Origin of the sequence: Frigoribacterium sp. Leaf186 (assembly GCF_001423905.1) — a bacterium.
GTDB lineage: Bacteria > Actinomycetota > Actinomycetes > Actinomycetales > Microbacteriaceae > Frigoribacterium.
Genome location: NZ_LMPQ01000011.1, coordinates 278708 through 305595 on the forward strand (window position 1 = coordinate 278708; position 26888 = coordinate 305595).

A 26888-nucleotide genomic window follows, 5' to 3' on the forward strand; every position below is an offset into this window, starting at 1 on the left:
GCCGTCACGCAGGACCGACGCCGCGCCTCCTCGGGTTGCCGGCGGTCACTCCGCCGCTCGGCGGCGTCGCCACAGCAGCAACCCGCCGGCGGCCACGAGGCCGAGGGCGATCAGGCCGAGGGGGACGACGTCCGCCCCGGTGAAGGCAAGGGGCCCGCCGGTCGAGGGGTCGGTCGGACGGTCGGCTGCCGGGGTGATGCCGGCGTCGCCGGCGCCGCCGGCGCCGCCGGCACCGGGCGTCGTCGCGGTCGGGGGAGTGGTCGGCGTCGCCCCGTCACCCGGTGCCGGTGCCGGCGCCGGGTCGACGGCCGCGACCGACGAGAACTCGACGGTGGTGCCCGCCGAGACCGCCCGGGCGGTCGTGGGCACCGAGACCGTGCGGGTCGCGGCGTCGTACGTCCAGTCCGTGGCGGCGAGGGGTTCGCCGTCGACGAGGACGCTCCCCGGCTCGTCCGCGTTCGTGAAGGTCGCCGTCCACGAGCGGTCGGTGACCTGGCCGTCGAAGGTGCCGTCGGCCGGGGCGATCTCGAGCAGGCCGCCGGTGGGGCGCTGCGTGTACGTGACGGCCGTGCTCGACGAGGCGGTGGCCGAGGTGCCGGCGTCCTCGTACAGCGAGAAGGCGCCGTCGGCCCCGGCGGCCACGGTCAGGGTCACGGCGTCGAGCGGCGCCGAGCCGTCGTTGGCGACGTGCTCGGAGCGGGTCGGCACGATGCCGCCGCTCCGGACGAAGACGGGCATCGCCGTCAGGTCGGTCGTCACGTCGGCCGTGGTGCCGCCGGCGTAGGTCGTGCCCGTGAACCAGTCCGTCCACGAGCTGCCGGCGGGGAACCACACCGAGGTCGTCGCGGTGCCCGCGTCGCCGTTCGGGGTCGTCACCGGTGCCACCAGCACGTCCGGTCCGTAGAGGTACTCCGATCCCGCCGCGGAGTACGCCTGCTGCTGGTCGGGGTACTGCAGGTACAGCGGCTGGACGATCGGCGTGCCGCTCGCGGTCGCCTCGGCAGCGAGCGTGTAGGTGAGGGGCAGCAGGTCCTCGCGCAGGTTCAAGAACTGCGTCGCGGACTCGTCCGCCGCGGCCGGGTACTGCCAGGGCAGTCGGTCGCTATGGTTGCTGTGCAGGCGGTCGACGGGCTGGAAGGCGCCCATCTGCACCCACCGCGCGTAGAGGTCTTCTGGCAGTTGGGTCGTGCCGGGCTCGGCGCCGGTGATGCCGTACTGGGTGCCGTTGTGGCCGCCGATGTCGTGGCTGATCGACGCGAGTCCGGTCGCCGCCGACTCGCCCGGCGTGTAGCCGACCTGGGTCTTCAGCATCTCCCACGACGACGTCGTGTCGCCGGTGAAGTGCAGTGTGGTGCGCTTGTCGGCCCACGGCCCGGTCGAGACCGGCTGCGGGTTGCCGTAGCCGCCGGCGGTCAGCGAGCCGTACGCCCGCGAGAACGCGAACCCGCGACCGTCGTTCGCCGCGTCGGTCCGGGTGGCGTACTGCTGGTTGATGAACGCGTCGGGGGTGACGCCGTTGGCCGAGTAGCGCGAGTTCTCGCTGCAGCACCAGTCGAGCCACCAGTTGTCGACGCCCTGGGCCTGCGTGTCGGCGTGGAGGTCGAAGTAGGCGCGCAACTGGTCGGGGTCCGACCAGTCGAAGAGCCAGCGGTCGCCGTCACCCTTGGTGAGCTTGCCGCCGGCGGTGGCCTGCGCCTGGGCGAACTTCGGGTCGCTGCCCGAGATGGAGGGGTGGATGTTGAGGGTGTTGTGGATGCCCTCGTCGTGCCACTCGGCGAGCAGGGCCTGCATGTCGGGGATGCGGGCCGGGTCGACGCTCCACCCGTCCCACTTGCTGTCGTCGACGTTCGTGGTGCTGCCGATCTTGTAGTCGGTGTCGATGGCCATGACGTCGACCGGCACACCCCTCGTGCGGAACTCCTGGGCGATGGCCTCGTAGTCCGCCTGCGACCGGTCGTAGTACTCGCTGTACCAGACCCCGTACGCCCAGCGCGGCAGCAGCTTCGTCGGCCCGGTCAGGGTCGACAGGTCGGCGAGGCCCGTCCGGTAGTCGGAGCCGTACCCGAAGACGTAGCCGTCCTGCAGGGTCGTGCCCGCGCGGTCTGGGCGGGGGGTGACCACGTCGGCCGCCGGGTCGTAGAGCGCCGAGTCGGTGTCGTCGAGCAGCGACCAGCCGTCCTGGTAGAGCAGGCCGGGGTTCGTGGCGACGTCGCCGTTCGCGGTGTCGAGGTCGCGTCGGTAGCCGCCGAGCGCGGCGTGCGGCGCCAGGGTGGGGCTGTCGGCGGTGACGGCCGCGACGGTGTCGAGGTTGACGTTGCAGTTGCCCGCGGTCGTCGGGCAGTCGAGCCGCACGTCGTTCGCGCCTTCGCCCAGGTGCACGGGCAGGCTGACGGTGTCCCAGTGGTCCCACCCGCTCGTGGGCGGCAGTGCCGCCGTGTCGGCGCCGGCGTCGGTCGACAGGGTCGGCGTGCCGGTGCCGCCGTTGGCGTACCGGACCTGGAGGCGGTAGTCGCCTTCCGCGGGCACGTCGACCAGGTGGGTGGTCAGGGCTGCGCCGTCGCTCCACAGGCCGGCGGCGAAGGCGTCGCCGGAGGCCCCGTTGTGGTCGGTCGCCCGGGTGGCGGTGCCGGTCTTGCCGGCGTCCTCGGCCTCGCAGACGTCGCCGAAGGTGCAGTCGGCCCCGGCGGTCGTGGCCGTGGGTGCCGGGTAGGCGGCACCGGGTGCTGTGAGCGCGAAGCTGTCGACGTTCACCTGACCGGAGTCGTCCGCCGTCCGCACGACGCGGATGCTGTGGGGCCCGGCCGTCAGGTCGAGGCTCGCCGTGGTGGTGCGCCAGTCGTCCCAGCCGGTGCCGGGGGCGAAGTCGACGGGCACGCCGGGCTGGTCGTCGACCACGACGCTCAGCGAGCGGGTCGTGACCTGGCCGTCGCCGCCCTGCGAGTTCGCGTAGCGGAAGGTCAGATCGAGGGGCCCGGCCGCCTCGACCGTGGTGTCGAACTGCAGCGCGTTGCCCACGGCCTCGTAGCCGCCGACGAACGCCGTCCCGGTGAAGCCCGCGTGGTTCGTTGCGGGGGCGATGCCCTCGAGCCCGGCGTCCTCAGCCTCGCAGAGCACGCCGACGGCACACGTGGGCACCTCGGCGGACGTCCACGGCGAGCCGGTGACGTCCTGGCCCGCGTCCGTCGTGAGGGCGACGGACAGGTTCTCGCTCGTGAAGGCGCCGGTGCCCTCGCGGTAGCGGACGACCATCGACCCGGTGTCGATCGTCAACCAGCCGTCGGCACGGGTCTGGCTGAAGGGGGTGGGGTCGAAGTCGTCGCGGCCGACGACGTTGAACGTGCCGCGGTCGGTGAACCGACCGTCACCGGCGTACTCGGTGCGGATCAGCGTGGGCGACAGCACCTCGAAGCGCGCCTCGCCCGACACGACCGCCCGGCCGGCGGCGTCGTCGGCCTGGGCCGGCACCGCCGCGAACCCGATCGCCCCCACCGCGGTGAGGGCCGCGAGTGCGGTCGCGAAGAGTCGCGACCTCCGGGTTCGGGTGGGAGCGGTCGGGCGCATGTGTTCTCCTCATGGACGTCATCGTCTGGCGAGTTGCTTTGTGCAGCCTATGCACTTTTCATGAGCACCGACAGGCGGTCGAGCGCGGGGGAGCGCGTCGACGCCGCCCGCGCGGCACGTCTCAGGCGGGGCCGTCGCCGGTGAGCAGGTCGTGCACCGACCGGGGTTCGCGACCCAGCAACTCGCCGAGCAGCGGGTCGGTGCCGGCGAAGAAGCCGCCCGCCGCCGCCTGGTACATGCCCAGCGTGAACCGGGCCATCGTCTCGGGGCGACCCGCGGCGACCTCTCGGGCGAGCCACTCGTCCTCGCCGACGACCTCGGTCTCGACCGGTCGGCCTGCCACCTCGGCCGCGATCGAGGCGATCTCGGTGAAGGTGGGTGCGGCCGCTGCGGTGAGGGTCGTCGGCCCGTCGAACGCGTCGTCGGACAGCAGGATGCGGGCGGCGGCCTCGGCGGCGTCCTCCCGGGCCGTCCACGACACCGGCCCGTCGGCCGGGACGGTGATGACGCCCGTCTCGCGCCAGTCCCCGAGCAACCAGGTCAGGCTGTGGGCGTAGAAGCCGTTGCGCAGGGACGTCCAGGCGAGTCCCGAGTCCGCGAGCAGCGCCTCCGTGGCAGCGTGGTCGCGGCCCGGCCCGAAGGGTGTGTCGGGTGCTGCGCCCTGGTGGCTCGTGTAGAGGACGCGGCCGACGCCTGCGGCGGCGGCGGCCTCGACGGCGTTCCGGTGCAGGGCGACGGCGTCGGCGTGCGGGTCGTTCGACGAGACGAGGAGGAGCTGGTCGGCTCCTGCGAACGCGGCGGGCAGGGACGTCGGGTCGGCGTAGTCACCCGTCCGTACCTCGACGCCCCGGTCGGCGAGCCCGCGGGCCTTCGACGCGTCGCGGACGACGACGGCGAGGTCGGAGGCGGGACGCGCCTCGAGGAGGTGCTCGACGGTGGAGCCGTTCAGGGCGCCGGTGGCGCCGGTGACGATGATCATGGGGGTGGCCTCTCGCTGGATCGCGGACCTGTTATCCGCGGTACTGCCAAGATGCTAACGCTGGAATCACAGCGATAGCAAGAGGCCGCTATCGTTGATCTCGTGACCGACGCCAGCGTTCCCCCCGACACCCGCACGCGCATCGTCGAGGTCGCCGCGGGCCTCCTCCGCGACGAGGGCCCTGCGGCTGTCACGACGAGGGGCGTGGCACAGGCGGCCGGAGTGCAGGCGCCGGCGATCTACCGGCTCTTCGGCGACAAGGACGGCCTGCTCGAGGCCGTGGCCGAGCACGTCATGTCGTCGTTCGTCGCGGCCAAGGCGTCGGTCGTCGAGGCCGCCATCGAGACGGACGCCGACCCGGTCGACGACCTCCGTGACGGGTGGCGCAGCCAGGTCGCCTTCGGCCTCGACAACCCTGCTCTCTTCACGCTGCTCAGCGACCCCGGCCGCGTCGCGGGTTCACCCGCCGCACGCCGCGGCAGGGCGGTGCTCGAGGCTCGCGTCCACCGGGTGGCGGTGGCCGGCCGCCTCCGCGTCAGCGAGGAACGTGCCGTCGGGCTCGTCCAGGCTTCGGGGGTGGGGGTGATCACGACGCTGCTCGGTACGCCGGTTGACGACCGCGACCCGGGGCTCGCCGAAGCGGTCCTCGAGGGTCTGCTCGCGCAGATCCTCACCGACGCGCCCCTCGCCGACCGGACGGGGCACCTGTCGACGGTCGTCGCGTTCCGCGCCGTCGCCCCCGAGCTCGACCAGCTGACGGCTCCGGAGCGCCGTCTGCTCGCCGAGTGGCTCGACCGGGTCGTCGACGACCAGCGCTGACGTCGGACGGCCCGCGTGCGTACACACCTCTGCGGCGGAACGAGGTCTTACTGGAGGGTGGATGAAGGTGCGGTGGGATGACGGTCGTCATCCGGTCGCGTAGATAGTCAAGGGCGAAGCTACGGCAGCCGTGAACTGGGGATACTCTCTGGCCGAAACGGCTGGAGCAATCATTTCGGAGGGATAAGCCCGTGTATGCAGCTGGTGCAAATGGTTGGTGGCCCATCGCCGTCGCCATGGTCACGATTGTCTTCATCGCCGTGTTGGTCATCCAACATCGCAAGAAGAAGTAGGCAGGCAGGAAAGGGCGGGCCTAGCTTCGGCTAGGCCCGCTTTACAGTTCCGTCAATCCACGAGTCGATGCGTCGCGCCACTTCGTACCCTCTGCCCGCAGGGCGACGAGACGTTGGCTGCAAAAAGCTCAGCATGAGGGCCAGCACGGGTGTGGAGTGTCCGAGGCCCAGCTCATCCGTCCACTCGAGATATGCGTGCTCTCGCAACAACTCGACGTGCTCCCGATTGACGCGAGTCGCTCGGAACAGGCCACGGATGACAGCTTCGTCGTCAGAGAGAGTGAGGGATAGACGCAGGAGGCGAACGAGTAAGGCGATGCACGCGCCCGTCAGAACACCGAAAGTGATTTGCCCGGCAAGCCCAGAAATGAAGATGGTCGTGCCACCGAAAACAACGACCATCCCGGCCGCCAGAAGGCCGTAAAACGCTTTTGCCGCTGGGTCCAGGGAGATGATCTCGGGTGCCGGCACGTCCCCAACTATGCGGTACGGCCGCGATGGGCAGGCCGTCAATGCGCCACATGCGTCGGAATACCCGCACCTCGCATGTGCACCGGGGTCCCTCCGTTTCGATTTCAGTGTCCGATAGGCGGTCGTTCATCGGGACACCTACGCGGGCCCATTTCGGCCGCCCAAGGTCAAGTGCCGCCTGGCCTGCGGATTCGCGTATGCCTGTCCCGGAAAAATGCCCGGTGAAGGGGCTCAAACGCTACAGTCATCGGATGCTCATCGGATACGCCCGCGTCTCGACCTCGGGACAGGATCTCGCAGCACAACGTGATGGTCTTGCAGCACTCGGTGTTGACGATCAACATGTGCATGTTGACCACGGACTCTCGGGCACGACTCGAGCCCGCCCCGGGCTTCGTGAGGCGCTGGCAGCGTGTCGTGCCGGTGACGTCCTCGTGGTCACGAAGCTCGACCGTCTCGCCCGCTCACTGCGGGACGCGACCGACATCGCGGACGAACTGACGAAGAAAGGCGTTGCCCTGAACCTCGGGGGAGCGGTCTACGACCCCACCGACCCTGTCGGCCGGCTGCTCTTCAACGTGCTCGGCATGGTCGCCGAGTTCGAAGCAGACCTGATCCGTGCCCGGACCCGTGAGGGCATGGCGATCGCGAAGGCCGCCGGCAAGCTCCGTGGCCGTAAGCCCAAACTGACTTCCTCGCAGGAGAAGCACCTCGTCCAGCTGCACCGCACAGGCGCCCACACCACGAGCGAGATCGCGGAGCTATTCGGCGTCGCCCGCTCGACGGTCTACCGCGCGATTCAACGAGGGGAGCAGTCGTGAACGCGTTTGATGAGGGCTCGGCCTCCGAGCCGGTCCACTTCGAGCTGAGCGATGACGAGCGAACGTTGCTATGGCAAGGCCTCGGGCAATGGGGAGGCCCTGCTGATCTCACGGATGCGATGGCCGTCGCTATGGGGTTCACCAGCACGGCTGGTTTTTTCGAGGAGGAGGAGAGATTGTCGGCTGCGCTGAAGGCGAAGGCTGCGCTGCCTCCGGAGGATTGGCGACGCATCCTATTGGCAACTGAGATCGTGTTCGCCTCGGCCATCGTCGGAGCCGGCTCTTTGTGGCAGACGGTCACGGGCTTGGATGACGAGTCCACTTTGCGCATCCTCCGGCGCCTGCAGCAACGGTTCCCGGCGTCTTTCTGGTGATGGCCTCTCGATCCTCGACACTCCTGCCTTGAGAGGGCCGATGAGGGATGGTCTGCTGCTTTAACGGCCTGGCGTTGGGCTTTCCGTCCTAGGAATAGAACGGTAGTGACGCCCGTCACTGCAAGTGATGTGCTCGAAAACACTAGGTTGGCTTTCGTGAGACGCCATCACCGTTGCCAGGGCCCAGCGGAATGATCACTATTCGACCGACACCCGCCGGGCTCGAGGCAGACATCGTCGGGCCGTGGACCAAAGCCGACGAGCGAGAGATGCGCAAACGGGGCATCACGGGGCTCGTCCTCAACTACGCACATGGGTACCAGGAAAGAAACCTAGATTTTATCTCGGGCCTGGAGCTCGAGCGGCTCATCATTCTTTCTCGAACAACTTCTGATCATGAGCCCATCTACGATCTCGCTGACACCCTGATCGAACTGAACATCACGACCGACCCCCGGCTCGAGGTCGACCTGACTCGGCTGCCTCGCCTGAGGGAGCTTGGCGCCGATTGGAGGCAGGTACGGGACACCATCGGTGCCGCAGATGACCTGGATTCGGTCTGTTTCGGCTTGTACACCGAAGCAGATCTGCTCCCCTTGGCACACCTGCACTCTCTTTCCAGGCTGACGCTTCTTGATCGCCCCCGAATCGGGACGGTAACTGGCCTCTCGGCGCTGCCCCGTCTTCGGTTCCTCGAGATCGCATCCGCCTCTCACCTCCGAGACATCACCGAGCTCGAATGGAACCCGACTCCTCTTCTCGAGTCCTTGAGCTTTGCGTACTCAGCTAACGTCTCGGACCTCGAGTCGATCGCGCATACGACTTCCTTGACGCAGCTGACTCTGTCAGACATGGGAACCTTCGTCAGCCTCGCGCCACTTGTGCGGCTTCGACGCCTCGAACGGTTGTTCCTGCACGGCTCGACGAACGTCTCGGACGGCGACCTAACTCCGCTCCTCGCCCTGCCTGCCCTCAAGCTCGTGAGTCTGGCGAATCGTCGGCACTACTCGCCGCCCGCCTCCAACATCAAGTCCCAGATTGCTTCACGACCCGGGTGATTTGTCGCGCTAGCTTTCTGCCGGCCTTCGTATATATGAAGGGTGCATGAGCCCGCTGCCCGATAGAGGATCGGTCTCCGCTCGAAGCGAACGACTCAGGACCACGTGGCGGGCACGCCACGATCGGTTCCGAGCTGAGTGGCAATGTCGTTGTACATGCCGAGCAATTCCGACATGGGCACGGCTCGCTTGCTGACCTTGCTGAGGTCCTTGCCCTCTACCGAGAACGGGAAGGGGTAGAGAGACAGGCCCTGCCTCGGTGGGAGGGGCGCGATGTCGTTCTGCCACCCCGCCCACCGGAGGGGCTCGTAGAAGTCCACAGTCGCGCCTTCGAGCATCCAGGTCACGAAGGCGGCATGGCCCAGCTCGAGGTCTTCCCAAACCAACGAGTCGACCGGGAAATGGTGGACGGAGCCGTTGCCTGTGCCGAGGGCACCCCCGTCCAACGCGAACACCCCGCCGAGGACGTCGTACGCGACAACGAGCAGCCCCGTGGTGCCGGCACTGGCCTGGTCAAGGCCGGGCAGGCCTTCGTCGGTGGAGCTTCCCCCGAGGAGGCGCAGCCACCCGTCGTCGACGATGACGCCAGAGGTGTTACGAGCGAGCGCGCCAAGATAAGAACCTGTACCGAGTCCCAGCGTTGCCGCGGTGGATGAGTCCGCCTTGGGTGGGCAGACTGTGACGTTCAGGGGCGAGGCTGCAACGAGTTGTGACAGCTCGGGCCATGCGTCAAATAGAGGGTCAACCATGCCTCGATTCTGGTCCACTGCGTGTCTGCTTTCGGGTGCGGCGCGAGCGCCTGCCCGTTAGCCGATGGGTGAGTGGCACGCGCCGCGTCGGGCGATGCACGCTCGTCAGGGCAGGAAGATGGCCAGAAACATACTCGTCAGGGCCAAGACGACCCAGATTGGACAGCAGATGAGAATCAGTCTGAACTGTCCCGCCGTGATTCTTTGGCCACGCAAGATCACGACTAGCAATGAGACGGCGACTGCTGCTGCGATGCCAATCAACACGAAGAAGAGGACGAGGAAGGGGACGGGCTGAGCTAAGTGCATGGCGGCCGGGGTTGACAAGGTCCGACCCTGTGGAAGGCATCAGCCTTCAGCTCTCGTGGGCACCAGCCCTCATCCGTCCCGATAGACGCTCGTTCAGCGGACGGCCTCGAGTCGTCGCAGTGGGCTGGGCCGCCGGGCACGCATCTGACTAGGCGTGGGTGTCAGTGTGTTGAGGCTGGTCGTCGGGGTCGTCTTCTTTATCGGATGGAAAGACTTCGCGAAGGCCGACGAGATGGGCGTTGCGCCGCCACCACTGGCCACGGTCATCCCTCCGACTCGAGAGATGGTCGTCCTGTTGGAGGATGTGCTCGACGAATGCTGTGGGAAGTCTGACGTCGTGGTCGCGGACGTAATGGGCCAGGCCCGCGGGCCAGAGGAAGGTTCCGTCCGTGAGCTCGAGGTTTCCGTTCTTGGGGGTGCCGCATATGCGACACCTCGACCGGCCCATGTAGGCCCGGGCTACCAGACCGCGAGTGAGGTAGTCGACTACGGCAAATCGTTCATCTCGGGGTTGGTCAGGGTCGACGAGGTCATGTGGGTCTGGGTGGTTACTGTCGGGTTTGCCTTGCTCGGCCCAGTACCTGATGAGGATGAAGGGTTCGGACGGGTCCGTCGGAACACATCTGGTCGCTTCGGGGCGAGTGCCGCCGACGTCGTCATACTCCGTCGGCGAGTGCTCTTCCATGTCGGCAGCCTAGGGACAGCACGGGCAGTCGTGCAGATGCCGGTTTGAGAACGTCCCAATAGACGATCCGTGCCTGGGATGCTAGCGACGTCGGGTCAGGTTCGTCGTTCCATGCAGATCAGGTCAGGACGCGGGTCCCATGAGGCAACGGCTTGAAACCCTCGTCGGGAGTAGAGCCTGATCGCGTCATCCCGCCACCTCCACACTGTCAGCCGGAGCGGGCGCTGCTCGTCACGTGTCAGCGCTGCGTTGAGGAGCGCAGATCCTGCGCCAGTTCCGCGAGCAGCTGGATCGACCCACACTCTCTTCAGTTCGTCCGCGTCCTGGTCGCTGTGGACCACAGCGACGCCGACTAGGTGGCCTTGCAACTCGGCCACGTACACGTCGGCAGAGGCATACGCGGAGTAAGGGTCGTCGACCTCGTGGCGGTACTTCTCAGGCAATGGCGTCGGACCGTGGGCGCCGTCTAGGTGCTCGGCCTTTTCCCGCTCGGTCTGGATGAGGTAGTCGGCGATGAGCTTTCCTACCTGCGCTGCGTCACTTCCGGTGAGATCCGCACGACGGACGGTCGGCACGAGTTGCTCGGGGGTGGACATGCCACCATCATTTCGTGCCGCGCGGAACACTCGTGCACTGCCCGATAGAGGATCGGCGTCCGGCACACTGGGTCTCATGCAAAGAGAGGTGTCCCTCGTCCTCTTCGAGGGTCAGTAGTGGCCGCTTCGCGAGAACATTCTGCTCAATGATGAGGCGCGAACTACCTACTCGCCAGAGGAGTACGGGCTTTCTGCACGACTGACGCAGCAGCTCTACGACTGGACCGAGTGGTGGCACACCCACGAGATGCGTCAGTCTCCTAGCCACTACCGGTGGGCGGCTCGGTTGGCTCGAGACCTGCAAGCTGAGCTCGGCCCGGGATTCGTCGTACTTCTCGACTAGGCGCCCTGGACAGCAAGTTCGGGTCGAATGCCCGATAGCCGATGGTCGTACGGGGCTCGAGTTCGTGCGTCGGTTGATGGTGTCGCCGTTCCAGGAGAGGTCGGAGTCCTCGACGACCTGGTAGGCCTCGAAGCGGTCGTCGGGGAGGATCGAGTCGATGAGTAGTTGGGAGCCGGCGACGATCGTGGAGTCCCAATCGATCTCGGTGGTGAGTACCCAGGCGTGGTCCTCCGGCCAGAGCAACTGCGGTGGCTCGTCGATTCGGAAGCCGATGCGTGGACCCCAGCCGGGCTCTGCGAGCTCCGCGGTGTCGGTCTGGGCCAAGGCGTAGTCGTACCGATCGATGGTCACCGATCGGCCGACGAGGCTCTGGCCTGTGCCGCCGACCCAGTACGCCGCAAGGGCGTCGTCCGGTGTCGCGGTCTGGCACATCAGCAGCGGTGCGAGGGCTGCCAGAACTTGCAGGTCGAGGTACCCGACGTCGCTGGTTCCACCCCGTGGCTCATCGAGGTCAAGTAGCCGCTCCCACTGGACGAGAGGGTGCATCACTTTGCCGGCCGCGGTGGCGACGTCAGACCATCGGCGGTGTTCCCAGGGGCCGTCTCCCGTGGGTCGGGGGTGGAGGATGCGCGCGTAGGCCTCGAAACCGTACCCAGCGACGGAGCCGACCCTCGCCCAGCCCCCGACGCGGTACATCCGCGGTCCTAGCCAAGCGGCGCGTTCGACATCGTCGATGATCTCCATGGTCGCGACCCTGCCATGCGTGCAAAGCCGTGCCAAGGATGAGCACTCGTCCAGGTGCTGTGTCGCATGAGGGGATCGCTTGTCGCGGGGGACGACTGAGTTCGAGTAGACGCGCCGCGGCGGGGGTGACTAGTCGTCGAAGCGGTGCCGCGCCTCCTCGATGGCGGGTAGGTGCTCGCGTGCCCACGCGAGGATCGCGTCGACCGGTGGTCGCAGGGTCTTGCCGAGCGGCGTGATGCGGTACTCGATCGCCACGGGGCGGGTGCTCATCACGGCCCGCTCGACCACGCCGTTGCGCTCCAGTCGGCGCAGCGTCGCGGTCAGTGACTTCTGCGTCACCGCCGGGATGAGCCGTCGCAGCTCACTGAAGCGACAAGGGCGTTCGCAGAGCTCGTTCAGCACCTGCAGGGACCACTTGTCGAGCACCTGGTCGAGCAGCTCGCGCTGGGGCGCATCGATCTCGAACCGGTCCGTCGTGGGGCTGGTGGTATCCGTCACGATACCCAGTCTCGTTGAAGTAACCGCAGAGCACCAGGTATCCATGAGGTACCACCTACGACAGGAGACACTCATGACCGTCCATCTCAGCTCCCCGAGCACCCTGATGCAGCCCGTTCCCTACCATCACGTCGCGATCGGCACCGGCACCCGCCACGTCCACGTGTCGGGCCAGATCGCGCGGACCGTGGACGCGACTCCGGTGGCACCAGTGGACCTGGCCGGCCAGGTCGCCCAGGCGCTCCGAAACACCTACGAAGGGCTGACCAGTGCTGGCGCCGGGTTCGACGACGTCGTCCGCCTGACTTTCTATGTCACCGACTGGCAGCCCACGAAGATCGAGGCCTTCATGGCCGGTGTCACGGAGGTCGCGGAGGAAATCGGTCTGTCGCTGCCCATGCCGCCTGCGTCTCTGATTGGGGTCGACTATCTCTTCGAGCCGGACGTGCTCGTCGAGGTCGAGGCCACAGCGATCCTGGACTGATTGATCATCCCGATCGCACCAGTCCGTGTTCTAGGAGTCCCAGTAGAGGATCGGGCATCGGGCGCGCGATGCACGTCCTGCCGCTGGGCACTGGGGTTGCGACGTCAGTCCGTCGTCGTGACCAGGGGTTGCCAGTTTGGTGTGACGATCGTGGCCTCCCACTGCGCGCCGACCGGGCCGGATGCTTGGATCGTGACACCGGTGGTGTCGGTCACGACAGGCAGGCGAAGCGTGGCGCCGCAGGGGATGTCGGCCTCGGCGTAGGTCATCGCGGGCTTCCGCGCCTCCGCGAGGCCGACGACGCTCAGGTGGACGAGATCGGCGTCGCGACAGACAGCGAGTACGTCGTAGTCACCAGCGGGGACGCTCCCGAGTGTGACCTGAGCTGGAGGGGTGCCTTGGTCGGAGTCATCCGTAGTGATCTGCCCTCCGGCTCCACCTTCTCCGGAGGAGTCAGTGAGCAGCTGCGTCATGCGGCTGGCCCACTGGTCGTCCTGGGCGTGTGGTTCCGGTGTGGAACATCCGGCCAGAAGGAGTAGTGAGAGCATGACGGCGCCGGGTACCGGAAGGTTATGCACGCACCAATTGTCCCGTACGAGCGCCCCTTCTCGGTTTCATCACCATAGGCATTTGCATGCCCGAGAGACGATCGCCGACTGGTCTGGGTGTGGCGGCACCGCAGGCCGCTCGGTCGCGAGTCGCAGGCCCGCTACCGTGACCCCATGGCACGTCCATCTCGCCCCACTCGATGGGCGTTAGTTCTCAGCGTTTTGACCGTCGCAGCACTCGTCGTCTGCGCTATCGCAACCATCAAGGCCGGGTGGTTCACACCGGTCTTTCCCTGGCCAGTGCCTGAGGGCACGGAGATCGTCCAGACGAAGCAGCAGTTTGAGTCGGCGCTCAATGCGCAGCGTGTGGGACGGGTAGCCGCGGTTGCGGCGCTCGTTTCGACTCTTGGCGTGGCTGTTGTTACATTCGTTCGTCGACGAGCCCGGCGCGCCCGATAGGGGATCGCTTGCCGGGCCGGGCTGTTCGCTGAGCCATGCTCTCTCGCGAATTGCATGACCCGGTTGTCAACTCGTCCCGAAACGGCGACGAGCACCACCGGTGCATGTGGTGCTCGTCTTAGGGGTGGAGAAGGAAGGCTCCAGACATGACCATGATGACGTGGGCTGTTCCGGGGCGACGCCTGGGAAGTCGTCGCCCCGGAAGTCAGATGGGTGTCAAGACGTGCCGATGAGCAGGCCAAGTGCTCCGGCGCCGATGGTCATCGATTTACCAGCTGGGCCGCCCTATTGGGATGGGCCTCACTTTTCTGCTCCTGCGAGGGCACCCTTGACGAAGTACTTCTGCAGGAAGAGGTAGGCGATGAGGATGGGTGCAAGCCCGATCAGAGCGGCGGCAGCTGCCGCTCCGATGTTCGTCCCTTGGCTCGAGAAGAACACTGCCACTGCGGGAGCCAGTGTTCGCATGGGCGTGCTGCTGCTGATGTAGGAGCTCATCGCGAACTCGTTCCACACGTTCGTCGCCGTGAGGATCGTGACAGTTGCGAGCACGGGTTTCAGGGACGGCAGGATGATCTGCATGAAGATGCGGAGTGTTCCTGCTCCGTCCATGGCTGCGGCCTCTTCGAGCGAGATGGGAAGGCCGCGCATGAACTGGGTGAAGAGGAACACGGCGAGTGGGAGCTGAAGCGTCGTGAGGACGAGGATGAGTCCGCCGAACGTGTTCAGGAGGCCGAGACGCGACAGCATCGTGTACAGCGGCACGAGGATGCTGAGCGGAGGCACGATCAGCATGCCCAGGAGGCCGAGTGAGACTGCCCGGTTGAGCCGCGTCAGCCGTCGAGCGAGGGGGTAGGCGGCCATGGCGCCGATCAGGCACACGAGGAACGTGCTCACCGTGGTGACGAGGAGGCTGTTCTCCAGTGCCCAGTCCAGGCGGCCGACCGTGAACGCCGTCGAGACGTTCGCCAGGGTCGCTCCGGAGAACGGAGGCAGCCAGAGTGAACTGTCGTCCGTGGCGGGTTTCAGCGCGGTCGTGACGGCGATGTAGAACGGTGTGATCTGCACGAGGGCGACGATCACGAGGAACGCCGTCTTCCCGATCTTCGCTGCGCTGCGGGTGCGACGCCGGGAGTCAGGCGAGGTGGTGGCGTGGGCGGTCATCAGGCGTTCACATCCGTCCTGCTCATCCGGCGGACGAGGAACACGGAGACGATCGCGATGATCACGAACAGGGCGACGCCCATCGCTGATGCGTATCCGGCTGCCTGCTGACCGAAGTAGGTGCGTCCGATGAGGGTCGAGACCGAGTTCGATGCGTAGCCGGGTCCTCCGCCGGTGAGTACCTGGATGACGTCGAAGAGCTTGAGGCCCCCGATGAGGTTGATGATGACGCTCGAGATGAACGCCGGTTGCAGGAGCGGGATGGTGATGGAGCGGAGCAGGACCCAGCCGGAAGCGCCGTCGAGTGCGGCCGCTTCGTAGACTTCCAGGCTGATTCCTTGCAGGCCGGCGAGATAGATGACCATCGAGATCCCGACGAACTGGAGGGTGTTCACGGTGATGATGATGGCGATGGCACCGGGCCCGCTGCTCAGCCAGGCGACCTGACCGAGTCCGAGGCCCGTGAGGATGTCGTTCAAGGCACCTCGGTCGTACTGGAACAGCAGGTAGTACATCAACCCCATCACCACCGGCGAGACGAGAACCGGAAGGTAGACGATCGATCGCGTCACCGTGGACATGCGTCCCCGGCCGTCGAGTGCCACCGCGAGGGCAAGGCCGAGGACCTGCTGGAGCAGCGTGCACCCGAACCCGAACAGGAGCGTGTTCAGCAACGCCGTGTGGAAGGTCGCGTCGGTGAAGAGCTGTGCGAAGTTGGCGATCCCGACGAACGCTCTCGTCGGGGAGTAGCCGTCCCAGTTCGTGAAGGCCAGTCCGATGCCCTGGATGAGCGGGACTAAGACGAAGACGACCAGGAGAGCTGCCGCCGGGAGGTACATGAGGTTCATGGCCCACCCGCGCTTCGTGGGACGCTTGGGCCGCTCGCGGACTGCGGGGCTGGCGGCAAGTCGGTGCAGTGGTGGTGCTGAGGCTTCGGTGATGTTGTGCACGATGATTCCTGAGGCTCGTGCACGGCGGGGACGGTGTCCGTCCCCGCCGTGCTGGCGATTACTGTTGACCGTAGAGGGTCTTGTACTGGCGACCCATCTGGGTCGAAGCCGCCTCGACGGTGCTCTGACCGGTGATGACCGAATCGGTCACGGCGATGAGCGTGTCCCACGCGCCGTTCGGCAGGTACACACGGTCGAAGTACGGCTGCACGGGTGTCGTTCCCGGCGTGACGTACGTGTCGAAGCTGTCGGCGACCGTGCCGAAATCGACCTCGACCGATGTCAGGCCAGGGGCGGACGCCGTGGCTTCAGCGAGGGCGGCGGCGTTGTCCTGCTCCGCGAGGAAGTCCAGGAACGCGAGCGCCTCGTCCTGGTGTGTGCTGGTCTTGGAGACGCCGAACGAGTCGACTCCTTCTCCGCCGACGAGGTAGGGCTTCTCGTCGCCGGTTGTCGGAAGCGGCATGAAGCCGAGGTTCGCCTCAGGGTTCAGCGTCAGTGCCTGACTGAGGAGGACCGTCTGGAAGAGTTCGAAACCGGTGGTCCCGTCTGCGAGGGCGCGGGCCATGTCGTCGGTGGAGGCGGATGAGTAGTCCTTGTTGAACCATCCCGCTTCACGCCACTGCTGCACGCGGTCCAGCATCTGCTCGAACGGGGCCTGGACGAAAGTTCCGTCTTTCATCTGCTCGCCTTCAGCTGTGCTGTAGGTCTGCGCGGCGAGGTAGTCGCCCATGTGGCCGGCGGGTCCCTGGTCCTTGCCGCTGGAGTAGATCGCGGTCTTGCCCGTGGCGGCGACCTTCGCAGCGGCGGCATCGAAGGCGTCCCAGGTGGTGAGTGTCTTCGGGTCGATGCCCGCTTCGGTGAGGACGTCCTCGTTGTACAAGATGCCCGCTGTGTCCGTCTCTCCGGGGAAGGCGAAGATCTGGCCCTCGCTGTCCCGCATCGCCGAGTCGAGGGCGGGGTTGACGTCCTCGGCCCAAGCCTGGTCGGTGAGGGGCACGAGGAAATCGCTGTACCGCAACAGCGACCATCCGTGGGTCGAGAAGAGGTCGGGCACGTTGTTCGCCGCGAGCTTGACCTTCATGTCGTTCTCGTAGTTCGTCGACTGGGCTGTGACCTGGATCTTGTCCCCGGTCTGTTCCTCGAAGTCGTCGACGATCTTGGCCATGACCTTGTACTGCGGGGTGTCAGCGCCCATGTTGAAGAAGAACTGCATGGTGTCGCTGTCCGTGCCGGCGCCGGCACGGCTGCAGCCACTCGCTGCGAGGACGAGGACGACTGCGCCGAGCGATGCGGCGATCGTTCGACGTGTGGAGAGTTGAAGCTTCATTGCTTGCCTTCCTTCGGGTGTGGGTGATTCTGGTAGGGACGGATCAGGCGGAGGTGATGTCGTAGACCCGTGCAGAGATGCCGGGCACAGGTGGGGTGAGTGCGATCCGGCCGTCATCGCGGCCGGAGACGGCCCAGGCCGCTGCGGACTCGGGGTAGATCTGACGGAGCGAGGTCGGTGTGACATCACCGCCCAGGTCGAGCTCGAGGGTCTCGGCGGTCGACTCGCTCCGGTGCCAGACGTAGAGGAGCGATCGTTCAGGAGCTCGAAGCTGGAGGGAGAGCGTCTGAGCGTCCCAATCCGGGTAGCCGCCCGGCCACTCGGGCACGGCTTCGGCGATGTCGGAACGCATCGACTTGAACACCCTGACCGCCTCTTCGACGAGAGCGAACTGCTCCTCGTTCATCTTGTTCAAGAAACCCGACAGGTAGAGACGGCCGGACAGTCCCGTGACCAAGGTGAAAGCAATCTCCTCATCACTCATGGAGGCTTGGGGGTAGGCCCAGCTGGCCGCTTGTTCCGGGAGCATCTGCATCGGCGCGGCGGCCGCGATGGGCGGGTAGAGGCGGAAGTCCTGCTGGTCCGATGTGGACTGCACGTCGAAGACCTCCAACATCCCGAAGTCCGAGCGCATGGCACCCGAGCTGCAGTTCTCGAACACAACGTCCGGGTGTCTGGAGCGGAGCCCAGCGAACCAGCTCAGGTGTGCACGGTTGTGTGCGAGCAGCCCCGCCCCGACGGAGAATGCGTCGAGGTCCGTTCCCGCGCCGGGCGTGACGTTGTAGTCCAGCTTGAAGAACCCCACACCGAAGTCGGCGATCAGTCGATCGAAGGTCTGGTCGAGGTGTTCCCGGGCTGCGGGGTGCCGAAGATCGAGGAAGTAGCGGTCGTGCTCCCGGACACGGATTCCGTGTCGTTGCATGAAGGCCTCTGCGGGAAGAGTCTCGGCGAGGGGACTGCGGACGCCGATGACCTCGGGCTCGACCCAGATCCCGACCTTCATCCCATGAGAGCGGATCGTGTCGGCGACTCGTGCCAGTCCGCCGTCGGGGAACCGTCGTGTCGACGGAAGCCACTCACCGACGCTCGGCCACCAGTCGCCTTCCTCGCTGTCGTCGTACCAGCCCGCATCGATGCAGAAGCACTCGGCGCCGGCCGCGGCGGCAGCCGTGATCAGCGGAAGCAACCGCTCCGTCGTCGGGTCGCCGAGGATCGTGTTCATGAAGTCGTTGAAGACCAAGAGCGATGAGCTGTCCGCTCGCTGAGCACGCCGGAGCCAGCGACGATGCCGGGTCAATTCGGCGACGGCGCTCTCTGCGCCAGCACTGCTGACGGTGAACGATGCTGGGACTGATTCGAACGACGCGCCGGGCACGAGTTCCTCAGCCCACTGATGGTGGAGATCCGTCGGGCCGAGCAGGACGAGAGCAAGTGCGTCTTCGCCTTCGCGTTGGTTCACGAGCTCCCATCGCCAACCGCCGTTGTGCTCCACCTGCCAGGCGATCGCTCGTCCGGAGACGGGGTGTTCGAGCACCCCCGTGGGCAGCGCACGAGCGGTCGTCCAGGTCGATGTCCCTGACGCTGCCGTATAGCCCCGACCCGGCTGGTGGTTCACCCCGGAGTGGAAGTCGCCGAGGCCAGCCTGTGACCAGGCCTTCGTCACCACCCACCGGTTCTCGGCGAGCTGCTCACCGGATCCTGTGTGCAAAAGCGCCTCGTGCGGGTCGTCTCCATGGCTGACGAGTGCACCGATCGCGATCGTGGACAGCGCCTCGAGCACGACCGGCATCGGCCCGTCGTTCCGGACCGAGGTCCTGACGCGGGCGCCCGCGACGTCCGGAGACGCCGTGAAGGTGACCGTCACGACGAGACCCGTCTGAGCATCCCGCTGTTCGATCTCGAGATTGGCAACGCCGTCTTCATCCGATCGGCGCACGTCGGCCAGACGAAGGCGCGCTCCCACGCCCGTGTGTGTGAAACGAGTCATGTTCCGAGCGCGGCCGTCACCCGTGATGATGGCCTCGACCAGTGGCTGCGTCGCCTCGGTGACCACGTTCTCGGCCCCGGCCTCCACGCCGACGATGCGCACCGGGTGATCTCCAGAACCGAAGGACATCGTGAGAGCACCTGCCTGCCAGACGAAGACTCGCTCGGTCGGTGTGACCACATCCGCGACCGACGATGGTTCCTGTGTGGCCCGAACGGCTTCCGCACTCACGCGAGGCTCCTTTGCGCTCTCAACTGACTCGGACGTCCCATGAAAGCGTTGATCATGAAAGCGTTGATCATGACCATAAACGTCAGTTACGCATCGTGCAAGTAGACGAATCAGACCAGCGGTGCAGACGTGCTCTCTCGAGGGAGCAGCATGTTCGCCGGTCGGGCGTCGGCAATCGACGCGACGTCTGCGTCGATCAGGAGCTCGAGAGCTGACCTGCCGGCCCAGCCCCAGTCGAGACGGTAGGTCGTCAGGCTGGGGACCCAGCTCGCCGCGAGCGGGTGGTCGTCGAGCCCGGCGACGCTGACGTCCTGGGGCACGCGCCGTCCTGCGTCGTGCATGCTGCGCATGACCGAGAAGGCGATCTCGTCGTTCGGGCAGAAGACCGCTGTGACCTCAGCATCCGCGGCGAGGACAGCCCCTGCCTTCAGAGCAGAATCCACCGTCCAGTCAGACGCGACGGGACCGGGTGGAACGATTCCGCGCGCGTCGAGTGCCTCGCGCCAACCGAGCTCGCGAGGGTGTGAACGACCGCCGTAGTAGGGGACGGAGACGTAGTGCACCGTGCGGTGACCGAGATCGAGCAGATGGTCCACGACTGCGCGAGCTGCCGCACGGTCGTCTACCAGGACGTGAGCGACGTCGGCGTCGGCGTCAGCACCGTTCGTCACCGTCGCGATCGGTATCGCACCGAGCTTCGAGTGCAGCCTGACGGTGTCGTACGAGTTGTAGTCGAGGACCACGACCCCGACGATCGGCTGGGAGAGCAGGACCTCGACTGCAGCCGACACCCCGTCCGCGTCCGCGGGGTCGAGTATGGCGATGGCGACGACGTAGCCGTTGGCCCTGGCCCTGTCCTCTATCTCGGTCAGCATGCGAGAGCGGCCGTACGCGGCGGTATCTGGCGCGATGACGCCCACGATCGGCTGCTGACCATGCACCAACGCCCGAGCTGCACCGTTGGGTCGGTAGCCCAACTCGTCCATGGCCGCTCTGACCTTAGCCGTCGTCCCATCGCTCACCGGCGTGGATCCGGTCATGACCCGAGAGACCGTCGGCAGAGAAACGCCGGCTGCCCGGGCTACGTCGGTGATCGTCGGGGGTCGTCGGCGATCTGCGGGCACAGTTGAGAACCGTAGGCGATCGAGCCGAGCCCGGCAATGCGAAGCCCCTGATCGTCGCGCCAGGCAGGGCTGGCCGGAGTCAGGCGACCCAAGCGGCAGAAACACTGCGGTCCACGATGCGGCGCCAGCCCTCAGGGGCGGCGGGATCACGGCTGGCCGTTCCTGCCATCCAGAGCACGGTCATCAAGTCATCGGGGGTGAAATCGCGTGAGAGTACGCCGTCGGCATGGGCGGCCTCCACGAGTTGCGCCCCCAAGGCCATCGACCGCTCGCACGCGTTGATGAGGAGAACTGCGTCGGGGTACCGCCGCAGCATCGCGTCGTTCATGGCTGGGTCACTGAGCTGCAGATCGATCATCCCCGAGATGAAGGTCTCCAACTGGGAGCGAGGAGAGACCTCGTCTAGCACGAGCGCCCTGAGCGCTTTGAGTTTTTCGCCAGCGATGTCGTCCACCACGGCGTCGATGAGCTCCTCACGGGATCCCACCCGGTTGTAGAGCGTCCCGATGCTCACGCCCGCTTCTCGGGCGATGTCCTCCAAGGGCGCGGACAACCCTCGCCTCGAGAACACCGCGACGGCGGCCGCGCGCAGCTTCTCGCGGTTCGCCTGGGCGTCTCGACGCAGGCCTGGCACAGCAGTCACGGCAACTCCACGGGAAATTGAGGGTGGCCTCAATCTAAGCTGATCGCCAGTTGAGGACTATCTCAACTTACCGCTTCAGTGCGCCAGGGCCCAGCGGTAGGCCCGAAAGGACGAACCATGCCCCTCATCACCATCATCGGAGCAGGCCCCGGCCTGGGCCTGGAGATCGCGCGCGCCTTCGGCCGGAAGGGATTCGACGTGGCCCTCGTTGCGCGCGATCAGACCCGGCTCGATGCACTCGCCCAGACTCTGGCCGCTGAGGGCATCACCGCGCGGGGCTTCACCGCCGACGTCGGTCAGCCCGCAACGATCACGAGCGCTCTCCGCTCGATCCGTGACTCACTCGGGCCGATCGACGTCCTCGAGTTCTCGCCGGCCGATCCGACGTTGGAGTCCGTCGATGCCCTGGAGGTGACGATGGAGAACCTCCAGCCGCAGATCGACTTCTATCTCGGCGGCGCGATCACCGCCGTCGGCGCCGTCCTGCCCGACATGATCGCCGCCGGCGTCGGCACCATCCTGGTGACCACCGGCGGCGGCCCGATGGCCCCGACGCCTGCGCGCGGCAATATCAACATCGCCGCTGCGGGCCTTCGGAACTGGACCTTGAACCTGCACAGCACCCTCGAGGACACGGGGGTCTACGTCGCCCACGTAGCGATAACCGCGCTCATTGGAGGTGGCCGTCCCGACGCGGAGCCGGATGTCATCGCCCAGTCCTACGTCAAGCTCCACGACGAACGACGGGACGATCAACTGCACTACGTCGCCTACGACCACTGACGCCAGCCCGTCCCCGTCCGGAGTGAACACTCCGGACGGGACGCGGGGCGTCTGGGAGGATCGCGCCACGACCTCGGCTGCGCTGGTCGCGAACGCGTACGACGGCCCCGATGCGGAACGACTGGGCGAAGTGCACCGATCCGCCGCCGAAGTGCTCTTCCCCCGTCTGGCTCGATGAGTCGTCTCATGAGACGGTCGGCAATCGAGGCTCTGCCGCGCGTGTCGTCGATCTCGTGGCGCCTCCACTTGGATGGGCCGTTCAGGTGCTCCGCGGCTCGACGAGGGGCTCGGAGCCGATGACTTCCAGCAGGGCGAGGTTTTCTGCGTCTCGCGAGCCCGCTGGTGCGGTGTAGAGCACGAGGTGTTGGTCCCGCTCGGTGATGGCTAGGGAGTCGCAGTTGACGGTGATCGGCCCGGCCGGTGTGTGACGGAACGTCTTCTGCAGGGGAGGTGGTGTCTGGACGTCGTGTCGCTCCCAGAGCTGTGCGAACTCGGCGCTGCCGGAACGGAGGTCGTCGATGAGATCGCGGACGCTCGGGTCAGATGGGTAGACAGCCTGGGCGCTACGGAGTTGGGTCATGACACCTTCCCGGAATGCGGCCTCGTCGGAGATCCCGTAGATCGCCTCTGACTGCTGCCCACCGTTGAGGAAGGTCTTCCTCGCGAGGTTGCGATCGCGGGGAACGAGCAGGGAGAAGTCCTCCATGAGAGCTGCCGCCAGGTCGTTCCAGGCGAGCACTTCGAAGGTGGCCGAGAGGACGATTCCGGCGGTGTGGGGGAGTCGTTCGAGCAGGGTCAGGATGCTCGGCCGTACGTCGCGACTATGCAGTCCCGTCGGAGTGGGGGCGGTGCCGGCCAGCCGGTGGAGGTGGTCGGACTCTTCGGGGGTGAGACGCAGCGCGCCCGCGATGCCTGCGAGGACGACGGCTGAGGGCCGAGGCGCGCGGCCCTGTTCGAGTCGGGCGTAGTACTCGGCCGAGAGGTGAGCGAGGACGGCGACCTCCTCGCGCCGAAGACCTGGAGTCCTTCGCCGAGACCCAGACGAGAGGCCGACGTCTTCGGGGTGGAGACGCTCGCGGCGACTCCGGAGAAAAGCTGCGAGCTCACCTTTGTCCATGCCGCCATTCTCCGCCCGGTCAGGCCGCGGACCCTCGTACCGTTTGTGCCTGGATGCGGATTCCGGAGGCGAAGACGCTCATCACATGACGAACAACAACGAGAACATGCCGGTCGGCCTGCTGACCGGGAAGGTCATCTTCATCACCGGAGCCAGCCGCGGTATCGGCGCCGCAGCGGGCCGTCTCTTCGCGAGAGAGGGAGCATCTGTCGTGCTGGCAGCCCGCAGCACTGGGGCGCTCGACGCCCTCGTCCGCGAGATCCGCACCCAGGGTGGCACGGCTGACACCGTCGTGATGGACCTCGCAGATCGAGCCAGCGTCCGCGCGGCCATCGATCGCGTCGAGGAGCTCCACGGACGCCTCGACGGGGCATTCAACAACGGCGGCGTGAACCAGCAAGAGACCGGTCCGCTCGACACCACGTCTGACGCCGACATCGACGAGCAATTCGCCGTCAACTTCCGCGCACACTGGGTCGCGATGGTCGCCGAGGCGGCCCTCATGCGGAAGTCAGGCGGCGGCGCGATCGTGAACACCTCGAGCATCGGCAGTCGACGTGCTGTGCCGCCGCTGCCGGCGTACGGGGCCATGAAGCGGGCACTGAACAGCATCACGGAGACCGCGGCGGTCACCTGGGCTGCCGAAGGAATTCGGGTGAACGGCCTGATGCCCGGTGGAACGGCGACCGAGATGATGGACGAATGGGAGAGGAAAAGCCCAGGGATCATCGAGGCGAACAACGCAGCCAGCCCCATCGGCCGCATGGCAACCGCTCTCGAAGTCGCCGAGGTCGCGGGGTTCTTCCTCAGTGATCGCGCCTCGGCGGTGACAGGTGCCATCGTGCCCGTCGACGGCGGCGCCGGCGCCTGAGACGGGGACGCGCACCCGTCCTGCGGCCGCACCTGAGTGGGCCTGTGGCCGTTCTCGCGGACAGGATGAGGCGATGACAGAGCTGCAGAGCGCCGCCGTGGTCTTTGCGCCCCTGTTCGCGATCTTCGGGGTCTGCTTCATCGTGTTCCACCAGCACATCTCCGACGCCGCTCGCAGGGCCTACAAGGATCAGGGGCGCCGGATCGGCCCGCAGACCTAGTCGCCAGGGCTGATGATCGTCGGCGGGATCGGCATGCTGATCATCTCGACGGTCATCGTGCCCTACGCCTTCACCAACGTTTTTCCGCCGCCTCCTCCGCAGTAGCTCTCGACGGGAGCGCTGCCCGATAGCCGATCGTCGATAGGACGCCTCAGGCTGTGAGATGCTGCGTGATGCTTCCCTGGCCGTCGACCAGGGTGACGTCGGCGAGAGCGCCGTTGACCAGTGGCATTTGCGGGGGCTGGTGGCCGGTGTCGAAATCGAGGACCACCGGGACGTCGATGTCTCCTAGTGCTCGTCGCACGGCATCTTCCTGACTCAAGTCCGGGGTGTCCGGGCTGTTCGTGCGCCCGATCAGGATGCCTTTGGCTGCGTCGAACCATCCGGCCAGCCGGAGGGACCGAAGCATGCGCAGTACGCCGATCGCGTCGGACCCCGCGGCCTCGAGGTACACAAGGGTGCCTTCGGGGGCGTGCTCGAGAGCGAACCGGGGCACGTCTCCGTATGGTGTGCCTGCCAAGAGCGACACGGTCTCGAGGCAACCGCCGATGAGGCGCCCACTGATGCTGAGGTCGCTTCGGCCGTCGATCGCACGCCACCTGGTCAGGGTCTCGTACGCACGGTCCCGGTCGAGGGGCTCCTCGCTCCAGGCGGCCCACGGGCGTGATCGGCGCCGCGGTGCGCTCCGTTGCTGGAACGAGCTCCCGGCCGCCATGCTCGCCACGTCTGTCCAGCGGTGGCACTCCGTCGGCAGATCCCATGGCTCGTCCATGAGGTTCGCACCGTGCATGGTGGCCAGCCCGGTGACGGTGGTCAGCGGCAAGAGCAGGGTCGAGATGTCGGACCAGCCAACGAACCAGGTCTGGGCGTCCGCAAGGGCCGCCCAATCGATGCCGTCGAGCAACTCGATGGCTAGCTCACCTCCCCAAGGAGGCAGTACTGCGTCGCCGGAGCGGAACGAGGTGTGGAGGTCCTGGACGCGGTCGGCAGCGGACGCGGGAACGAGGCCGCCGGTGGTGGCGTGATCTCGGACGTGCACGTCGAGACCCTGGCCTGTCAGCGAGGCTACGGCTGCACGGAGACGCTCGTGGAGTTCTTCAGGGACACCCATCGACGGAGCGGGCACTTCAATGCGCCCTCCTGCCTGGAGCGGTGTCGGGTACGTGATGCCAGCCATTCGTCGACGCTAGCAATGCGCCCCCTGCTCCCGCCTCACCGTCCCGGTAGGGGATCGATCAGCAGACCGGCAGGACTCGCTACCGGGGCGCTTTGCCAAGACTGATCCAAATGACCGTGCCACCGCCGATCAGGCAGATCGTCGCGATTAGAGGAGGCAACCACGAGACGAAGCCCGTGGCGGCGGCGAAAATCGTAAAGCCGAGGAACAAGATGGCAATGGGCCCAAGAATACAAGCGAGCATGCGTCTGTACTTGTTCACGGTCGACCCCCAAGAAGTTCCTTCGTTGCTCAGGACGATATCCGTCAGTGACGGCGGTCGCGCATCGGAAACGACCGTGGTGCCCGATAGACGATCGACGTCCGGGTACGCCTGCTAGATGGCGGATAACACCCTCAAAGTGCTGTTAGACGATCGAGTCGGGGCGACACTTCCGTTCCCTCACGCGGGATGACGTCGAATCCGAGCCGATCCAATTCGGCGACTGCTGTCATGGGGTCGTCGGAGACCGCAGCGGCAAGCTGTCTGACGCGCCATCGACGGCGTCCCTCGTGAAGCGCTGCACTGGCGCTGTTGACGGTGTCAATGCCGAACTCGATGATCATCATCTCGAGAACGTCCTCAAGGCAGGGGCGGAACCGATGGCCGTCCGTAGGGAAATGCACATCGCCGAATCTCGGCATGTCCCCCTTCGCCACACGTTTTTGGTAGATCTTGCCGCGACGTCGCCCACCCGGAGCAATGAGCGCGTCTGTCATGTCTTGACGCTCGGCATGGACGTTGTAGTGCGCCGACGGGACGTCGCTGCCGCTGTATCGGAGGTAGTCGACGGTGAAGAGGGGTCGCGCAGAGCCGTGCAAGTTCACCTTGAAAGTCGAGCGATCCACCGACACGAGATGGCTCACTGGGCTCAGAACGAGCCGATACTGAACGATGAGTCGGAAAGTCTCGGCACCGTCGATGTCCAGTCGAAGGCCGAGCTCCTCGCTCGGCTCGACGGTGACGGCAACGCCGCCGCCGCGAGTCCGGACGACAGTGCTGTCCAGGCCGACGAGCCCGTTGGGAATTACTGCGGCGAGCATCTCCATGATCTCCAACATGAAGTCGAAGACCTTCTCTTGAAGGTTCCCATCGGCCTGGCCGCTGGAGTCAGCGCTCGGCATGCTCCTGCAGGTAGGTCAGGTCCTCAAGTTTCCGAAGGATTGCTTGTCCCTCCTGCGAGAGCTCGTAGCGGTCGGCCCGACGGCGCAGCTCGTCAGCCGACGCGCCTGCGCGTGCCTCGAGCTCGGCTAGGCGACTGCGGATCTCGGGAATCGTGAGCATCTCGAGTGTGGGGACCATTCAGCCATGGTGACACGGACCCCCGTCAGTCGTTCGCAACTCGCCTCAACTGCTGGACATATACGGATTGCCAACCTGCGGAGCCGCCCGATAGGGGATCGTTTGCCGGTCGCTGGGTCATTCCTGGCGGGCTACCGACGCCGCGTACCGACAGGCCGTTCCCG

Annotated in this window: 28 protein-coding genes; 9 read left to right on the plus strand and 19 right to left on the minus strand. The window is 66.4% G+C overall.

Features of this window, described 5'->3' with window-relative positions:
• Positions 1 to 45: 45 nt before the first annotated feature.
• Positions 46 to 3561 (minus strand): TIM-barrel domain-containing protein, encoded by a 3516-nt coding sequence (locus tag ASG05_RS12855; RefSeq protein WP_082486775.1) that lies wholly within the window; start codon positions 3559 to 3561, stop codon positions 46 to 48.
• Positions 3562 to 3682: 121 nt separating this feature from the next.
• On the minus strand, positions 3683 to 4540 hold the full coding sequence (locus tag ASG05_RS12860; protein ID WP_056261450.1) for an NAD(P)H-binding protein: 858 nt from the start codon (positions 4538 to 4540) through the stop codon (positions 3683 to 3685).
• Between the two features lie 102 nt (positions 4541 to 4642).
• On the opposite strand from ASG05_RS12860, the gene ASG05_RS12865 reads away from it, so the two are divergent.
• On the plus strand, positions 4643 to 5359 hold the full coding sequence (locus ASG05_RS12865) for a TetR/AcrR family transcriptional regulator (RefSeq protein ID WP_056261454.1): 717 nt from the start codon (positions 4643 to 4645) through the stop codon (positions 5357 to 5359).
• A 323-nt stretch (positions 5360 to 5682) separates the two neighbouring features.
• Here ASG05_RS12865 and ASG05_RS12870 read toward each other — a convergent pair whose 3' ends face one another.
• Positions 5683 to 6123, minus strand: a complete 441-nt coding sequence (locus ASG05_RS12870; RefSeq protein WP_056261457.1) for a hypothetical protein — start codon at positions 6121 to 6123, stop codon at positions 5683 to 5685.
• A gap of 251 nt (positions 6124 to 6374) precedes the next feature.
• On the opposite strand from ASG05_RS12870, the gene ASG05_RS12875 reads away from it, so the two are divergent.
• The 3 genes from ASG05_RS12875 to ASG05_RS12885 all read left to right on the plus strand — a co-directional run bounded on the left by ASG05_RS12875 (position 6375) and on the right by ASG05_RS12885 (position 8376).
• Positions 6375 to 6944 (plus strand): recombinase family protein, encoded by a 570-nt coding sequence (locus ASG05_RS12875; RefSeq protein WP_056261460.1) that lies wholly within the window; start codon positions 6375 to 6377, stop codon positions 6942 to 6944.
• Positions 6941 to 7318 (plus strand): hypothetical protein, encoded by a 378-nt coding sequence (locus ASG05_RS12880; RefSeq protein WP_056261463.1) that lies wholly within the window; start codon positions 6941 to 6943, stop codon positions 7316 to 7318. The genes ASG05_RS12875 and ASG05_RS12880 overlap by 4 nt, the downstream gene beginning before the upstream one ends.
• Before the next feature lie 191 nt (positions 7319 to 7509).
• Entirely contained in the window at positions 7510 to 8376 is an 867-nt protein-coding gene (locus tag ASG05_RS12885) for a hypothetical protein (RefSeq protein WP_157490231.1), read from the plus strand.
• Positions 8377 to 8471: 95 nt separating this feature from the next.
• On the opposite strand, the gene ASG05_RS12890 is transcribed toward ASG05_RS12885, so the two are convergent.
• Positions 8472 to 9125: a DUF2625 family protein gene (locus ASG05_RS12890; RefSeq protein ID WP_056261469.1), complete on the minus strand. Its 654-nt coding sequence runs from the start codon at positions 9123 to 9125 to the stop codon at positions 8472 to 8474.
• 475 nt (positions 9126 to 9600) lie between these two features.
• On the opposite strand from ASG05_RS12890, the gene ASG05_RS16455 reads away from it, so the two are divergent.
• A complete protein-coding gene (locus ASG05_RS16455) occupies positions 9601 to 10167 on the plus strand; it encodes a hypothetical protein (RefSeq protein WP_056261478.1) in 567 nt (188 codons plus the stop codon).
• A 47-nt stretch (positions 10168 to 10214) separates the two neighbouring features.
• Here the strand turns inward: ASG05_RS16455 and ASG05_RS12905 are convergent, their stop codons facing one another.
• The 3 genes from ASG05_RS12905 to ASG05_RS12915 all read right to left on the minus strand — a co-directional run bounded on the left by ASG05_RS12905 (position 10215) and on the right by ASG05_RS12915 (position 12300).
• The gene (locus ASG05_RS12905) at positions 10215 to 10715 is read right to left on the minus strand and encodes a GNAT family N-acetyltransferase (RefSeq protein WP_055974430.1); all 501 of its coding nucleotides are present in this window, start codon (positions 10713 to 10715) and stop codon (positions 10215 to 10217) included.
• 7 nt (positions 10716 to 10722) lie between these two features.
• Positions 10723 to 11802, minus strand: a complete 1080-nt coding sequence (locus ASG05_RS12910; protein WP_157490232.1) for a hypothetical protein — start codon at positions 11800 to 11802, stop codon at positions 10723 to 10725.
• A 129-nt stretch (positions 11803 to 11931) separates the two neighbouring features.
• Complete coding sequence (locus tag ASG05_RS12915) at positions 11932 to 12300, minus strand: helix-turn-helix domain-containing protein (RefSeq protein ID WP_056261483.1); 369 nt, start codon at positions 12298 to 12300, stop codon at positions 11932 to 11934.
• A 73-nt stretch (positions 12301 to 12373) separates the two neighbouring features.
• On the opposite strand from ASG05_RS12915, the gene ASG05_RS12920 reads away from it, so the two are divergent.
• Entirely contained in the window at positions 12374 to 12784 is a 411-nt protein-coding gene (locus ASG05_RS12920; protein ID WP_056261728.1) for a Rid family hydrolase, read from the plus strand.
• A gap of 104 nt (positions 12785 to 12888) precedes the next feature.
• Here the strand turns inward: ASG05_RS12920 and ASG05_RS12925 are convergent, their stop codons facing one another.
• The 7 genes from ASG05_RS12925 to ASG05_RS12955 all read right to left on the minus strand — a co-directional run bounded on the left by ASG05_RS12925 (position 12889) and on the right by ASG05_RS12955 (position 21214).
• Positions 12889 to 13257 (minus strand): hypothetical protein, encoded by a 369-nt coding sequence (locus tag ASG05_RS12925; RefSeq protein WP_056261487.1) that lies wholly within the window; start codon positions 13255 to 13257, stop codon positions 12889 to 12891.
• 834 nt (positions 13258 to 14091) lie between these two features.
• A complete protein-coding gene (locus ASG05_RS12930; RefSeq protein WP_082486778.1) occupies positions 14092 to 14952 on the minus strand; it encodes a carbohydrate ABC transporter permease in 861 nt (286 codons plus the stop codon).
• Entirely contained in the window at positions 14952 to 15800 is an 849-nt protein-coding gene (locus tag ASG05_RS12935; RefSeq protein ID WP_056261490.1) for a carbohydrate ABC transporter permease, read from the minus strand. Before ASG05_RS12935 ends, ASG05_RS12930 begins: the two co-directional genes overlap by 1 nt.
• Before the next feature lie 160 nt (positions 15801 to 15960).
• Positions 15961 to 17229, minus strand: a complete 1269-nt coding sequence (locus ASG05_RS12940) for an ABC transporter substrate-binding protein (protein ID WP_056261493.1) — start codon at positions 17227 to 17229, stop codon at positions 15961 to 15963.
• Between the two features lie 43 nt (positions 17230 to 17272).
• Positions 17273 to 19447 (minus strand): glycoside hydrolase family 36 protein, encoded by a 2175-nt coding sequence (locus ASG05_RS12945; RefSeq protein WP_200936850.1) that lies wholly within the window; start codon positions 19445 to 19447, stop codon positions 17273 to 17275.
• Positions 19448 to 19557: 110 nt separating this feature from the next.
• On the minus strand, positions 19558 to 20721 hold the full coding sequence (locus ASG05_RS12950; RefSeq protein WP_082486780.1) for a LacI family DNA-binding transcriptional regulator: 1164 nt from the start codon (positions 20719 to 20721) through the stop codon (positions 19558 to 19560).
• Positions 20651 to 21214 carry a TetR/AcrR family transcriptional regulator gene (locus ASG05_RS12955; RefSeq protein ID WP_056261503.1) on the minus strand — a complete coding sequence of 188 codons (564 nt, stop codon included), beginning with the start codon at positions 21212 to 21214 and terminating at the stop codon, positions 20651 to 20653. Before ASG05_RS12955 ends, ASG05_RS12950 begins: the two co-directional genes overlap by 71 nt.
• A gap of 117 nt (positions 21215 to 21331) precedes the next feature.
• On the opposite strand from ASG05_RS12955, the gene ASG05_RS12960 reads away from it, so the two are divergent.
• A complete protein-coding gene (locus tag ASG05_RS12960; RefSeq protein ID WP_056261506.1) occupies positions 21332 to 21997 on the plus strand; it encodes an SDR family oxidoreductase in 666 nt (221 codons plus the stop codon).
• 259 nt (positions 21998 to 22256) lie between these two features.
• On the opposite strand, the gene ASG05_RS12965 is transcribed toward ASG05_RS12960, so the two are convergent.
• Entirely contained in the window at positions 22257 to 23114 is an 858-nt protein-coding gene (locus tag ASG05_RS12965; RefSeq protein WP_056261509.1) for a helix-turn-helix transcriptional regulator, read from the minus strand.
• An 85-nt stretch (positions 23115 to 23199) separates the two neighbouring features.
• Between ASG05_RS12965 and ASG05_RS12970 the strand changes: the two genes are divergently transcribed.
• The gene (locus ASG05_RS12970) at positions 23200 to 23985 is read left to right on the plus strand and encodes an SDR family NAD(P)-dependent oxidoreductase (protein ID WP_056261513.1); all 786 of its coding nucleotides are present in this window, start codon (positions 23200 to 23202) and stop codon (positions 23983 to 23985) included.
• A gap of 73 nt (positions 23986 to 24058) precedes the next feature.
• A complete protein-coding gene (locus ASG05_RS16460; RefSeq protein ID WP_157490233.1) occupies positions 24059 to 24205 on the plus strand; it encodes a hypothetical protein in 147 nt (48 codons plus the stop codon).
• A gap of 151 nt (positions 24206 to 24356) precedes the next feature.
• Here ASG05_RS16460 and ASG05_RS12975 read toward each other — a convergent pair whose 3' ends face one another.
• The 4 genes from ASG05_RS12975 to ASG05_RS12985 form a co-directional block, all read right to left on the minus strand.
• Complete coding sequence (locus ASG05_RS12975; RefSeq protein ID WP_082486781.1) at positions 24357 to 25382, minus strand: S66 peptidase family protein; 1026 nt, start codon at positions 25380 to 25382, stop codon at positions 24357 to 24359.
• A 79-nt stretch (positions 25383 to 25461) separates the two neighbouring features.
• Positions 25462 to 25644: a hypothetical protein gene (locus ASG05_RS16465; protein WP_157490234.1), complete on the minus strand. Its 183-nt coding sequence runs from the start codon at positions 25642 to 25644 to the stop codon at positions 25462 to 25464.
• A 134-nt stretch (positions 25645 to 25778) separates the two neighbouring features.
• Entirely contained in the window at positions 25779 to 26546 is a 768-nt protein-coding gene (locus ASG05_RS12980; protein ID WP_056261519.1) for a hypothetical protein, read from the minus strand.
• On the minus strand, positions 26533 to 26724 hold the full coding sequence (locus ASG05_RS12985; RefSeq protein ID WP_056228998.1) for a hypothetical protein: 192 nt from the start codon (positions 26722 to 26724) through the stop codon (positions 26533 to 26535). The genes ASG05_RS12980 and ASG05_RS12985 overlap by 14 nt, the downstream gene beginning before the upstream one ends.
• Positions 26725 to 26888: the final 164 nt, after the last annotated feature.

Bases quoted from the DNA above. Each gene is read 5' to 3' on its own strand.
- ASG05_RS12860 (WP_056261450.1), bottom strand. From the start codon at position 4,540: ATGATCATCGTCACCGGCGCCACCGGCGCCCTGAACGGCTCCACCGTC.
- ASG05_RS12970 (WP_056261513.1), top strand. From the start codon at position 23,200: ATGACGAACAACAACGAGAACATGCCGGTCGGCCTGCTGACCGGGAAG.
- ASG05_RS12965 (WP_056261509.1), bottom strand. From the start codon at position 23,114: ATGGACAAAGGTGAGCTCGCAGCTTTTCTCCGGAGTCGCCGCGAGCGT.
- ASG05_RS12940 (WP_056261493.1), bottom strand. From the start codon at position 17,229: ATGAAGCTTCAACTCTCCACACGTCGAACGATCGCCGCATCGCTCGGC.
- ASG05_RS12925 (WP_056261487.1), bottom strand. From the start codon at position 13,257: ATGACGCAGCTGCTCACTGACTCCTCCGGAGAAGGTGGAGCCGGAGGG.
- ASG05_RS12975 (WP_082486781.1), bottom strand. From the start codon at position 25,382: ATGGCTGGCATCACGTACCCGACACCGCTCCAGGCAGGAGGGCGCATT.
- ASG05_RS12875 (WP_056261460.1), top strand. From the start codon at position 6,375: ATGCTCATCGGATACGCCCGCGTCTCGACCTCGGGACAGGATCTCGCA.
- ASG05_RS12930 (WP_082486778.1), bottom strand. From the start codon at position 14,952: ATGACCGCCCACGCCACCACCTCGCCTGACTCCCGGCGTCGCACCCGC.
- ASG05_RS12885 (WP_157490231.1), top strand. From the start codon at position 7,510: ATGATCACTATTCGACCGACACCCGCCGGGCTCGAGGCAGACATCGTC.
- ASG05_RS12855 (WP_082486775.1), bottom strand. From the start codon at position 3,561: ATGCGCCCGACCGCTCCCACCCGAACCCGGAGGTCGCGACTCTTCGCG.
- ASG05_RS12980 (WP_056261519.1), bottom strand. From the start codon at position 26,546: ATGCCGAGCGCTGACTCCAGCGGCCAGGCCGATGGGAACCTTCAAGAG.
- ASG05_RS12985 (WP_056228998.1), bottom strand. From the start codon at position 26,724: ATGGTCCCCACACTCGAGATGCTCACGATTCCCGAGATCCGCAGTCGC.
- ASG05_RS12935 (WP_056261490.1), bottom strand. From the start codon at position 15,800: ATGAACCTCATGTACCTCCCGGCGGCAGCTCTCCTGGTCGTCTTCGTC.
- ASG05_RS12960 (WP_056261506.1), top strand. From the start codon at position 21,332: ATGCCCCTCATCACCATCATCGGAGCAGGCCCCGGCCTGGGCCTGGAG.
- ASG05_RS12910 (WP_157490232.1), bottom strand. From the start codon at position 11,802: ATGGAGATCATCGACGATGTCGAACGCGCCGCTTGGCTAGGACCGCGG.
- ASG05_RS12920 (WP_056261728.1), top strand. From the start codon at position 12,374: ATGACCGTCCATCTCAGCTCCCCGAGCACCCTGATGCAGCCCGTTCCC.
- ASG05_RS12890 (WP_056261469.1), bottom strand. From the start codon at position 9,125: ATGGTTGACCCTCTATTTGACGCATGGCCCGAGCTGTCACAACTCGTT.
- ASG05_RS16460 (WP_157490233.1), top strand. From the start codon at position 24,059: ATGACAGAGCTGCAGAGCGCCGCCGTGGTCTTTGCGCCCCTGTTCGCG.
- ASG05_RS12905 (WP_055974430.1), bottom strand. From the start codon at position 10,715: ATGTCCACCCCCGAGCAACTCGTGCCGACCGTCCGTCGTGCGGATCTC.